This window comes from Cellulomonas sp. PhB150 (assembly GCF_003755175.1).
GTDB lineage: Bacteria > Actinomycetota > Actinomycetes > Actinomycetales > Cellulomonadaceae > Cellulomonas.
This window is the reverse complement of the sequence record NZ_RKHX01000001.1, coordinates 510,588-521,782: the sequence shown is the minus strand read 5'-3', so window position 1 is coordinate 521,782 and position 11,195 is coordinate 510,588. Positions and strand designations below refer to the sequence as shown.

Genomic DNA, 11,195 nt, shown 5'->3' with positions numbered 1-11,195 from the left:
AGCCTCGGTCACGCGATCTTCGCCGTGGCGGCCGAGTACCTCGCGGCGGAGACGTAGCCCGACTTGCTGCCGGTGACCCGCACCTTGATCGTCGTGCCCTTGTCGGCGGCGACGAGCTTGTACGACGCCGACTTCGCGCCGGTGATCGCGGTGCTGCCGCGGTACCACTGGTAGGCGAGCGTGACGGGTGCGGGCCCCCACGTGCCGGGCACGGCCTTGAGCGTCGAGCCGACCTTGCGCGTCCCGCTGACGGTCGGCGTCTTGGGGGTCAGCACGCCGCGGATGGCCGCGGTCGCGGCCGACGAGCGGTTGGCGGAGACGTAGCCGGTCTTGCGGCCGGCGACGTGCACGGTGATCGTCTTGCCGCGGTCGCTGGCGGTGAGCGTGTAGGTCGTCGCCGTCGCGCCGGAGATCGCGACGCCCGAGCGGTACCAGCGGTAGTTGAGCGCCACGGGCGCCGGTCCCCACGTCCCGGTGGACAGGGTGAGCTTGCTCCCGACCGCCGTGGTGCCGCTGATGGTCGGGGTGGGGGCCGTGAGGACGCCCAGGACCGCGGTCGTGGCCGCCGACGTGCGCGCCGCGGTGACGTAGCCGGGCTTGCTGCCCGTGACCTTGACGGTGATCGTCGTGGCGCGGTCGGCCGCGGCGAGCGGGTAGGTGCTGGACGTCGCGCCCGCGATCGCGGCACCCGAGCGGTACCACTGGTAGGCCAGCGTCACGGGAGCGGGTCCCCACGCACCGGCCGTGGCGGTCAGGGTCTTGCCGACCGCGAGCGTCCCGGTGATCGTCGGGGTGGCGGCCGTCAGCGGGGCGCCGATGGTCACGGAGGCGGCCGAGCGCAGCGGGTTGTAGCCGGTGCTGTAGGCCTCCAGCCGCGCCTCCACGCGCTTGCCGAGGTCGGCGGTGGTGACCGTGAACGTGGTGTTCCCCGACGACGTGCCGCGGCCGTCAGCCTGCCCGTCGACGTACCAGGTGAGCATCGGGTACTCGACGGACGGGGTCAGGGTGCCCCAGGACGCTGTGAGGGTGTTGCCGGGTGTCGGCGTGCCCGTGATCTTCACCGGGGCCGACAGGGTCGGCGTCGCCTGCCCGATCTCGCCGCCGTAGCCGTACCGGGTCGCGGACTTGTACCCCGAGCGTGTGCCGGTCACCTCGACCGAGACGGAGTCGCCGGCCTCGAGGTCGGTGGTCGGCGTGTACGTGCGTCCGGTCGCGGGCAGGTCGATGCGGGTCCCGTCGCGGTAGGCGTACCAGCGGTAGGTGAGAGCCACGTCAGAGGGAGTCCACTGCCCGGGGTCGACGCTCAGCGTGCCGCCGACCTTCGCCGCGCCGGTCACGAACGGCGTGCCGGGCAGCATGGACTTCCCGCCGGCCGGCAGCTCGACCGTGAGCACCTGGCGACGCGTCTGCTCGGTCACCGTGATCGTCGTCGCGGTGTCCTGCGACGTGGCCTGGTCCCAGCACCGGTCGGCGTACCGCGTGGCGGGTCGCCACGACGGGTCGTCGTACCAGTCGTCGGAGAAGCAGAGGCGGTACTTCTTGCCGACCTGCGTGGTCCACCACATCCGACCGGCCTCGTCGGTCAGGAGCGGGCCCATCTGGGGCGGGTACCAGTCGCCCTGCTCCGGGCGGTACTCGAGCACGCTCCAGCCGATGTTCTGCAGCGGCTTGCCGGCCTCGTCGGTCGCGATGCCGAGGATGCCGGTGGCCGGGTCCAGGACGAAGCTGACGCCCGTCACGTCGGTCGTCGGGACGGTGAACGGGACGTAGCTCGGGACGCTCGCCGTGCCGTTCCAGTGCTCGGGCGTGTACAGGTGCTCCTCGCCCGTCTCGCTGGCGTCGAGGTAGCTCGACCCCGCGGGAACCCCGGACAGCGTGAAGGCTCCGGCGGCGTTCGTGGTCGCCGACAGCACCCGGCCGCCACCGGCGGGGGAGACCTCGACCGTGGCGGCGACGGGCTGGCCCGCCTGGTTCTTGACGGTGCCGGTGATCGTCACGCCCGCGGCCTGCGCGGGCGCGGCGACGAGCGGGACGAGGCCGACGACGAGCGCGGCCGAGACTGCGCCGGCCAGTGCGCGGCGGGTGGTGCGGCGCAGGGGTGCTCGTCGCGTGAGCGTCGCCCCCTGCGTCCGCCCGCTGGTGCGGTTGCGGAACACGCTGTCCTCCGAAGTGTTGGTTGCCTCAGTGCGCCGCCAGGATAGGCGGAGCAGTCGGACATGTCCGGCCAGAACGGGCGCCACGGTGGGTCGCCGGTGGGTCGCCGGTGGGTCGCGCCGTGCAGGTGGGCGTCCTACCGTGGAGACGGACGGGCCGGCGGGCCCGCGACCGGAAGGCACGGGAGGAGATTGCCGTGAGCGACGACACGACGAGCAGCGCGCTGGCCCAGGCGAAGAAGGTGGCGACGCAGGAGCTGTTCAAGAGCGGGACGCCCGAGTACGACCACCGCTCGCACGAGCGGGCGATCGAGGCCGAGCGCAAGGCTCAGGCCGCGTACGACGAGGCCCACGCGAAGGACTGACACGACGGCGTGCCCGACTCGCGTGACGGGCCCGTCGTGATGTATCTTGACGTCAAGATACTTCGATGGAGCCACTAGGGTGGCTGTGCATCGCCCACGGCCCGGGACCCCCATCCCCGGCCGACTCGCCCGATGAAGGAGTCTCGTGAGCACTGTCGACAGCTTCGGATCCAAGGGAACGCTGGAAGTCGGTGACGCCTCCTACGAGGTGTACCGGCTCGCCGCGGTGCCGGGCCTCGAGCGCTTGCCGTTCAGCCTCAAGGTGCTGGCAGAGAACCTGCTGCGCACCGAGGACGGCGCGAACATCACCGCCGACCACATCAACGCCCTCGCCGGCTGGGACCCCGACGCCCAGCCCGACACCGAGATCCAGTTCACGCCGGCGCGCGTGATCATGCAGGACTTCACCGGTGTCCCGTGCGTCGTCGACCTCGCCACCATGCGTGAGGCCGTCGTCGAGCTCGGCGGCGACCCGACCCGCATCAACCCGCTCGCCCCGGCCGAGCTGGTCATCGACCACTCCGTCCAGATCGACGTCGCCGGCCGCGCCGACGCGTTCGAGCGCAACGTCGAGCTCGAGTACCAGCGCAACCGTGAGCGCTACCAGTTCCTGCGCTGGGGCCAGACGGCGTTCGACGACTTCAAGGTCGTCCCGCCGGGCACCGGCATCGTGCACCAGGTCAACATCGAGTACCTCGCCCGCGGCGTCATGGTGCGCGACGGCAAGGCCTACCCCGACACCTGCGTCGGCACCGACTCGCACACCACGATGGTCAACGGCCTGGGCGTGCTGGGCTGGGGTGTCGGCGGCATCGAGGCCGAGGCGGCCATGCTCGGCCAGCCCGTCTCGATGCTCATCCCGCGCGTCGTCGGCTTCAAGCTCACGGGCTCGATCCCCCTCGGGGTCACCGCGACCGACATCGTGCTGACGATCACGCAGAAGCTGCGCCAGCACGGCGTGGTCGGCAAGTTCGTCGAGTTCTACGGCGAGGGCGTCGCGGCGGTGCCGCTGGCCAACCGCGCGACCATCGGCAACATGAGCCCCGAGTTCGGCTCGACGGCCGCGATGTTCCCGATCGACGGCGTCACGCTCGACTACCTGCGCCTGACCGGCCGCTCCGAGGAGCAGCTCGCGCTCGTCGAGGCGTACGCCAAGGAGCAGGGCATGTGGCTCGACCCGACGCTGGACTCGTACGTCGAGCCGGTGTTCTCGGAGTACCTCGAGCTCGACCTGTCCACCGTGGTCCCGTCGATCGCCGGCCCGAAGCGCCCCCAGGACCGCATCGAGCTGTCGCGGGCCAAGGAGCAGTTCCAGCGCGACCTGCCCACGTACGCGCCCGAGGTCACCAACGGCGTCGACGAGGCCGAGCGCGAGTCGTTCCCCGCGTCCGACTCGCCCGCGATCACCTCGTCGGCCACCCGCGTGTTCCCGACGACGGACAGCGAGGGGCGCCAGTTCGACCTGTTCCACGGCGCCGTCGCGATCGCGTCCATCACGAGCTGCACCAACACGTCGAACCCGTCGGTCATGATGGCCGCCGCGCTCGTCGCGAAGAAGGCCGTCGAGAAGGGCCTGCAGGCCAAGCCGTGGGTCAAGACGTCGATGGCGCCGGGCTCGCAGGTCGTGACGAACTACTACGAGAAGGCCGGCATGTGGCCGTACCTCGAGAAGCTCGGCTTCCACCTGGTCGGCTACGGCTGCGCCACGTGCATCGGCAACTCGGGCCCGCTCGACGAGAAGGTCTCGGAGACCGTGCAGGAGCACGACCTCGCCGTGGCCGCCGTGCTGTCGGGCAACCGCAACTTCGAGGGCCGCATCAACCCCGACATCAAGATGAACTACCTGGCGTCGCCGCCGCTGGTCATCGCGTACGCGCTGGCGGGCACCATGGACTTCGACTTCGCGTCCGACCCGCTGGGTCGCGACGAGGCCGGCCAGCCCATCTTCCTGGCGGACATCTGGCCCACGCCGGACGAGGTGCAGGCCGTCATCGACTCGTCGATCGACCGCGCGATGTTCACCAAGGACTACGCGGACGTGTTCACGGGCGACGAGCGCTGGCGCGCGCTGCCCACGCCCGAGGGCGACACGTTCGAGTGGGACCCCGAGTCGACCTACGTGCGCAAGCCCCCGTACTTCGAGGGCATGCAGGCCGAGCCGTCCCCGGTGGTCGACTTCCACGGCGCGCGCGTGCTGGCCAAGCTGGGTGACTCGGTCACGACCGACCACATCAGCCCCGCCGGCTCGATCAAGGCCGACAGCCCGGCCGGCCTATACCTGGCCGAGCACGGCGTGGAGCGTCGTGACTACAACTCCTACGGCTCGCGCCGCGGGAACCACGAGGTCATGATCCGCGGCACGTTCGCGAACATCCGCCTGCGCAACCAGCTGGTGCCGGGCGTCGAGGGCGGGTTCACCACGAACCTGCTCACGGGCGAGCAGTCCTCGATCTACGATGCGTCGCAGGCCTACCAGGCACAGGGCATCCCGCTCGTCGTCCTGGGCGGCAAGGAGTACGGCTCCGGCTCCTCGCGCGACTGGGCAGCCAAGGGCACCAGCCTGCTGGGGGTCAAGGCAGTCATCACCGAGAGCTTCGAGCGGATCCACCGCTCCAACCTCATCGGGATGGGCGTCCTGCCGCTGCAGTTCCCCGACGGCGAGTCGGCCGACACGCTCGGCCTCGACGGCACGGAGACCTTCGACATCACGGGCGTCACCGCGCTCAACGAGGGCACCACGCCCCGCACGCTCGCGGTGAAGGCCACGAAGACGGACGGCTCCGTCGTCGAGTTCGACGCGGTGCTGCGCATCGACACCCCCGGCGAGGCGGACTACTACCGCAACGGCGGCATCCTGCAGTACGTGCTGCGGCAGGTCGCGCAGGGCTGACTCCCCGGTACGCCGACGGGCCCGCACTCCCTCACGGGGTGCGGGCCCGTCGTACGTCCGGGGCGAGGTCGACCACCCAGTCGAGGGCGACCGGCAGCGCCCGCAGCACCGAGACGTGGCCGTCCTGCGGCCGTTCCCACAGCTGCGCGTCGGGCAGGAGCTCGAGCAGGCGCCGGGAGTGCGCCAGCGGGACGACCGCGTCCAGGCCGCCGTGTACGAGCAGCACCGGGCAGTGAACCTGCGCAGGGGCGAAACCCCAGGGGTGCGTGTACGCCACGTCGTCGTCGACCATGCCGTCCGGGCTGGCCTGGCCGGCCGGCCCGGCGTCGTCGCCCAGGGCGCCCCACTCGCCGGCGAGCGCGAGCCAGTCGACGGCGACGAAGCCCGGCGGTGGTCCGTCCGGCTCGGCCACGGCGGCCCGTGCCTCGCGCCCGCGAACGGCTGCGCGGAGCGCGTCGTCGTACGCCATTCCCATCGACCAGTCGAACCCGTCCAGCGGGGCGAGGCCGGCGATGCTCACGACGGCTGTCGTGCGCTCGGGCAGCAGCGCGCCGCAGGCGAGCGCGTGCGGGCCGCCGCCCGACGCGCCGACGCTCACGGCCCGGTCGACGCCGATCGCGTCGAGCACGGCTCGGACGTCGCCGGCCGCCGAGGCGACCGTCCGCCCTGGTCGGGGCGTCGAGCCGCCGTAGGACGGCCGGCCGTAGGAGACGACCCGGAACCCGCGGCGTACGGCCGCGTCGACCACCGGCGCGAGCAGGGCCCCCGACTGTGGTGTGCCGTGGTGCCAGACCACCGTCGGTGCGTCGTGGTCGGCGTCCGAGCAATGGGCGCGCAACCGGCGCCCGTCGGGCAGGTCCAGGTCGAGCGTCGTCGTCACCGACCCAGTCTCGCGGACGTGCTCTCCCGGTCGCGAGGTCGAGTCCGGGGGTGCCTCGGGAGCGCGGCGTGCGTCACTGCGCCCACGGTGGTGCGAGCACCTGGCCGTCATCGTGCATCACGACGGTCATCCCGAGCGACGTCGTGACCCACGCCTGCGCAGGCTGCGAGGTGGTGTTGCTGATCCGGAACCGAGCGCCGGCCGGGACCAGGACGGCGTCGCCGGCGCGAGCGGTGAACCGTTCGGCGTCGATCTCGACGTCGAGCGCACCGACCACGACGTTCAGCACCTCCTCCTGGCTCATGGCGTGCGCCGCTCCCGGTGTGCGCGGCGGGAAGTCGGCGCGCCAGGCGGCCAGGTGCGCCGCGCCGGTCCGGCTGCTCGCGAACGACGTGAAGGTGACTCCGTGGAGCTCGCGGCTCGGAGCGGACGATGGGGTCAGGTGGGGCACGACTTCCTCCAGAAGTAGACAACGGGGTTGACCATATGTCGTCAACATGGTTGCCCACAAGTCGTAGGATCGGCCTATGGACCCTGCTGATGACGTCGCGATGCCCTTCCTGCTGATGTCGGCGTTCCGGGCCCTGGTCGACGCCGTGCACCTCGACCTGGCCGCTGCCGGCTTCCCCGACGTGCGGGCCTCGCACGGCTTTGCGATGCAGGCGATCGGCACGGGCTGCACGAGCGTGCAGCTGGGGGAGCGGCTGGGAGTGAGCAAGCAGGCTGCTGCGAAGACCGCGCGGAGCCTCGAGGAGATGGGTTTCGTCACCCGAACCGCGAGCGGCGCGGATCGGCGTGAGCGCATCCTGGCCCCGACCGAGCGGGGGGAGACGATGCTGCGGCTGTCCGCCCGGGCCTTCCGGCACGAGGTGCGCGCGTGGCGAGCCCGCGCCGGGGACGCGAACGTCGACGCGACGTTGACCACGCTCGGGGTTGCGCCCCGCGGCCGACGGGGCCCGACCGACCTCTCGGACTGGACCTGACCTAGCGGTCGAGGGCCTGCTCGATCCCGTGGCGCCCCACCGCGGCCAGGTGGGGGTACTCCACCGGGTGCATCTGCATGACGACGGACAGGTGCAGCGCCCACGCCTGGGCCCGCTGCCACATCGCGTCGTCCCAGCCGCACCCCTCGTCGACCCGAGCCCGGAAGAGCGCACGGGCCGACGCGTCGAACGTCATCCAGGCGGTGGCCAGGTCGCACGCGGGGTCGCCCGACGTGATGTCGCCGAAGTCGATGACGGCCCGCAGGGCGCCCCCGTGCTCGAGGAGGTTGGCCGGGTGGGGGTCGCCGTGGATCCAGACCGGCGTGCCGGTCCAGCGGGGCGCTGCGGCGAGCTCGTCGAAGCGAGCGGCGATGCGGTCCGCGTCGGGAAGCGCCAGCCGCGCGAGGCGGTCGCGCAGCGGCTCACGGCGCGCCGCGATGTCGTCGCCGCGCACGGGGTTGTCGGGCGCGTCGTCGGGCGCGGGCACGTGCAGCGCGACGAAGAAGTCGGCGAGCTGCGCCGCCCAGGACGAGTGCGCCGAGGCGGGTGTCGCGGCGGCCGGGGTGGCCTCGAACCACGGGACCACGCTCCATGGCCACGGGTAGAGCGCCCCCGGGACGCCGACGCGCACGGGGACGGGCACGTCGACCGGCAGGCGCGGTGCCAGCACGGGGAGCCAGGCCTGCTCGTGCTCGACCAGGTGCGCGGAGACCTCACGCACGGGGAAGCGGAGCATCAGGTGCTCGCCGAGCCGCCACATGGCGTTGTCCCAGCCGGTGCCGACCCAGGCGAGCGGAAGGTCCGCGAGGTCGGGGTGCTGCTCGAGCAGCAGGCGGCGGGCGAGCTCCTCGTCGACCATGACCTCGATCATAGGATGCGGCACTCAGACCTCCGGGGTGACCAGACGGCGGGAGTCCCACGGGACCGCCCAGCCGAGCGCGTCGAACATGCGCGACAGCACGATGGCCGTGAAGCCCCAGACGAGCACGTCGCCGACGACGAACGCCGGGGTGCGGACGGTCGCCCCGGCGCGGGTGTGCGCGACGCTGGCCCGGTTCGCGGGGTCGAGCAGGTCGGCCACCGCGAGCCGGAACACGTCCACCGTCTCGGCGTGGTCGACGGCCGCCACGCGCGACGGCGTCGTCCACCAGGCAGGGACGGGCGTGACCAGGTGGTTGCTCACCGGCACGGGCAGCGGCGCGAGCGTGCCGAGCACCTCGACGCCCGCGGCGTCGAGCCCGACCTCCTCGGTGGCCTCCCGGAGCGCGGCCGCGACGGGCCCGTCGTCGGACGGCTCGAGCCGACCGCCCGGGAACGCGACCTGCCCGGCGTGGTGACCGAGCGTCCCGGCCCGCCGCTGCAGGAGCACGTCGAGGTCGGCCGGGACGGCCGGGTCGCCGGTGGAGGCGGGCAGGGCGTCGAGCCGGCCGAACAGCACCAGGACCGCCGCCGGCCGGGTCGCGGCGCCGAGCGTGATCATCCGCGACGGGTCGAGACGCCAGTCGACGCCTCGCGCGCACAGCGCGACGAGGTCGGCGCGTGCGTCGGTGCTGCTGGTCGGCGCCGGGCTCAACCGCGCGCCCGCACCTGCTCGGCGAAGCCGCTCACCATCGCCCGGGCTGCGGGGGCCAGGTCGGGCAGGTACTTGGCGCCGTCGGCCCGGATGGCCTCGACGTCGTCGTCCGACAGGTCGTCGACCATCTCGGGCGTCGCGAGCCACAGGTCGAGCATCCGGGGCTCGAGCTCGGGGTGGAACTGGACCCCGAGGGCGGAACCTGCGCGGAAGGCCTGGACCGGGGTGGTGGCCGTCGACGCGAGCAGCGTCGCGCCGCCCGGGAGGGTGACGGCGTCGTCGTGCCAGTGCAGCACGGTCGGCCGGTCGCCCAGCACGCCGAGCACGGGGTCGTCGCCGACGACGTCGACCGGGGCGAACCCGATCTCCGTGCCGTGCCGGCGCTGCAGCTCGGAGCCCAGGGCGAGCGCGAGCAGCTGCATGCCGAGGCACACGCCGAGCACGGGCACGTCCGCGGCGACCGCCTCGGCGAGCAGCCGCTTCTCGGCGACCAGTCCCGGGTAGCGGTCATCGTCGGCGTCCATCGCGCCGCCCATGACCACGACACCGGAGATCTCGTCCAGGCCCGGCAGGACCGGGTCCTGCGACGAGACCACCGTGCGCACCCGCACGGGCGCGTCGAGGACCGGGGCGATGAGCCCCGGGCCCTCGTGCGGCGCGTGCGTGAGGACCAGGACGGGCCGCATGCCCGTCACCAGCCGTCGGGCAGCGGGCGGCCCTCTTCGTAGCCCGCCGCGGACTGGATGCCGACAGCGGCACGCTCGTGCAGCTCGTCGATGCTCGTCGCGCCCACGTACGTGGCGGCCGAGCGGACGCCCGCCGTGATGTGGTCGATCAGGTCCTCGACGCCCGGGCGACGCGCGTCCAGGTACATGCGCGAGGAGGAGATGCCCTCCTCGTACAGGCCCTTGCGCGCACGCTCGAACGCCGAGCCGCCGCGGGTGCGGGCGGCCACGGCGCGGGCCGAGGCCATGCCGAACGACTCCTTGTAGAGCCGGCCGTTGCCGTCGTCGTGCAGGTCGCCCGGCGACTCGTGCGTGCCGGCGAACCACGAGCCGACCATGACCTGCGACGCGCCGGCCGCCAGCGCCAGCGCGACGTCGCGGGGGTGCCGCACGCCTCCGTCGGCCCAGACGTGCTTGCCGAGCGCGCGTGCCTCGGCGGCGCACTCGAGCACGGCGGAGAACTGCGGGCGGCCCACGGCCGTCATCATCCGGGTGGTGCACATCGCGCCCGGGCCGACGCCGACCTTGACGATGTCCGCGCCGGCCTCGATGAGGTCGCGCGTGCCCTCGGCGGTCACGACGTTGCCGGCCACGACGGGCACCTGCGGGTCGAGCGAGCGCACGGCGGCCAGCGCGTCGAACATCTTGCGCTGGTGACCGTGGGCCGTGTCGACGACGATCACGTCGATGCCGGCCTCGAGCAGCTCGGCCGCCTTGGCCTTGACGTCGCCGTTGATCCCGACGGCGGCGGCCACGCGCAGGCGACCGTCGGCGTCGAGCGCGGGCTCGTAGATCGAGGAGCGCAGCGCGCCGACGCGCGTCAGCACGCCGACGAGCGCGCCGTCGCGGGTCACGGGGGAGAAGCGGCGTCGCGAGGCGTGCAGCTGCTCGAACGCTGCCTCCAGGCCGCGGGGGCCGCCGTCCTCGAGGACCGACGCCTCGATGGTGCTCGGGTCAGCCGTCATGACGTCCTCGACCTGCGTGAAGCGGTCGACGCCCTGGCAGTCGGCCTCGGTGACGACGCCGACCGGGCGCCCGTCCCGGACGACGACGGCCGCGCCGTGCGAGCGCTTGCCGATCAGGGTGATGGCCGTGTGCACCGTGTCGTGCGGAGCGACGACGACCGCGCTCTCGACGACCGTGTGCTTGGCCTTGACCGACGCCACGACGTCCGCCACCACGTCGGTGGGGATGTCCTGGGGGATGACGGCGATGCCGCCGCGGCGGGCGACGGTCTCGGCCATCCGGCGGCCGGCGACGGCGGTCATGTTGGCGACGACGAGCGGGATGGTGGTGCCGGTCCCGTCAGGTGACGTCAGGTCGACGTCGAAGCGGGAGGCGACCTCCGAACGTGACGGGACGAGGAAGACGTCGCCGTACGTGAGGTCAGATGTGGCCTGGTGGCCGTTCAGGAAGCGCATGGGTGTTCCCCTTTCCGATCAATGGTAGACGGTTCGCCGGGGATGAGTCGCGGGGGAGTCTTGTGCAGGTGGTGCACCCCACGTGCGCATCCAGGGCCGCGGTGGGGCTGGGCGCCTAGAGTGTCCGGGAGACATCCTGGGTCCCCCCTGTGGCAGCGCCGCCCGTGCGCGGCCGCCGCGCGCGGCCCCACGGTCAGGTGGGACG

General features: G+C 72.8%; 10 protein-coding genes. 3 read left to right on the top strand and 7 right to left on the bottom strand.

What is annotated here, in order from left to right; all coding sequences use genetic code 11:
* Nucleotides 1-8: 8 nt before the first annotated feature.
* The gene (locus EDF34_RS02495) at nucleotides 9-2,156 is read right to left on the bottom strand and encodes a carboxypeptidase regulatory-like domain-containing protein (RefSeq protein ID WP_123369780.1); all 2,148 of its coding nucleotides are present in this window, start codon (nucleotides 2,154-2,156) and stop codon (nucleotides 9-11) included.
* Nucleotides 2,157-2,350: 194 nt separating this feature from the next.
* Here EDF34_RS02495 and EDF34_RS02490 point away from each other — a divergent pair, with 194 nt between their 5' ends.
* Entirely contained in the window at nucleotides 2,351-2,518 is a 168-nt protein-coding gene (locus tag EDF34_RS02490) for a translation initiation factor 2 (RefSeq protein WP_123369779.1), read from the top strand.
* A 145-nt stretch (nucleotides 2,519-2,663) separates the two neighbouring features.
* Nucleotides 2,664-5,408, top strand: a complete 2,745-nt coding sequence (gene acnA / locus EDF34_RS02485; protein WP_123369778.1) for an aconitate hydratase AcnA — start codon at nucleotides 2,664-2,666, stop codon at nucleotides 5,406-5,408.
* Nucleotides 5,409-5,439: 31 nt separating this feature from the next.
* Here the strand turns inward: acnA and EDF34_RS02480 are convergent, their stop codons facing one another.
* Both EDF34_RS02480 and EDF34_RS02475 read right to left on the bottom strand, forming a co-directional pair.
* Nucleotides 5,440-6,288: an alpha/beta fold hydrolase gene (locus tag EDF34_RS02480; protein WP_233575145.1), complete on the bottom strand. Its 849-nt coding sequence runs from the start codon at nucleotides 6,286-6,288 to the stop codon at nucleotides 5,440-5,442.
* 73 nt (nucleotides 6,289-6,361) lie between these two features.
* The gene (locus EDF34_RS02475) at nucleotides 6,362-6,739 is read right to left on the bottom strand and encodes a cupin domain-containing protein (RefSeq protein WP_123369776.1); all 378 of its coding nucleotides are present in this window, start codon (nucleotides 6,737-6,739) and stop codon (nucleotides 6,362-6,364) included.
* Nucleotides 6,740-6,815: 76 nt separating this feature from the next.
* Here EDF34_RS02475 and EDF34_RS02470 point away from each other — a divergent pair, with 76 nt between their 5' ends.
* Nucleotides 6,816-7,271 carry a MarR family winged helix-turn-helix transcriptional regulator gene (locus tag EDF34_RS02470; RefSeq protein WP_123369775.1) on the top strand — a complete coding sequence of 152 codons (456 nt, stop codon included), beginning with the start codon at nucleotides 6,816-6,818 and terminating at the stop codon, nucleotides 7,269-7,271.
* Between the two features lies 1 nt (nucleotide 7,272).
* Here EDF34_RS02470 and EDF34_RS02465 read toward each other — a convergent pair whose 3' ends face one another.
* The 4 genes from EDF34_RS02465 to EDF34_RS02450 are packed head-to-tail and all read right to left on the bottom strand — an operon-like array spanning nucleotide 7,273 to nucleotide 10,990.
* Complete coding sequence (locus tag EDF34_RS02465) at nucleotides 7,273-8,130, bottom strand: aminoglycoside phosphotransferase family protein (RefSeq protein WP_233575144.1); 858 nt, start codon at nucleotides 8,128-8,130, stop codon at nucleotides 7,273-7,275.
* Nucleotides 8,131-8,154: 24 nt separating this feature from the next.
* A complete protein-coding gene (locus EDF34_RS02460; protein ID WP_233575143.1) occupies nucleotides 8,155-8,844 on the bottom strand; it encodes a CoA pyrophosphatase in 690 nt (229 codons plus the stop codon).
* The gene (locus tag EDF34_RS02455; protein ID WP_123370624.1) at nucleotides 8,841-9,530 is read right to left on the bottom strand and encodes a type 1 glutamine amidotransferase; all 690 of its coding nucleotides are present in this window, start codon (nucleotides 9,528-9,530) and stop codon (nucleotides 8,841-8,843) included. Before EDF34_RS02455 ends, EDF34_RS02460 begins: the two co-directional genes overlap by 4 nt.
* A 5-nt stretch (nucleotides 9,531-9,535) precedes the next feature.
* Nucleotides 9,536-10,990 carry a GuaB1 family IMP dehydrogenase-related protein gene (locus EDF34_RS02450; RefSeq protein ID WP_123369773.1) on the bottom strand — a complete coding sequence of 485 codons (1,455 nt, stop codon included), beginning with the start codon at nucleotides 10,988-10,990 and terminating at the stop codon, nucleotides 9,536-9,538.
* Between the last annotated feature and the right edge of the window lie 205 nt (nucleotides 10,991-11,195).

Coding starts and splice junctions, on each gene's coding strand:
- EDF34_RS02470 (WP_123369775.1), top strand. CDS start 6,816: ATGGACCCTGCTGATGACGTCGCGATGCCCTTCCTGCTGATGTCGGCG.
- EDF34_RS02465 (WP_233575144.1), bottom strand. CDS start 8,130: ATGGTCGACGAGGAGCTCGCCCGCCGCCTGCTGCTCGAGCAGCACCCC.
- EDF34_RS02455 (WP_123370624.1), bottom strand. CDS start 9,530: ATGCGGCCCGTCCTGGTCCTCACGCACGCGCCGCACGAGGGCCCGGGG.
- EDF34_RS02450 (WP_123369773.1), bottom strand. CDS start 10,990: ATGCGCTTCCTGAACGGCCACCAGGCCACATCTGACCTCACGTACGGC.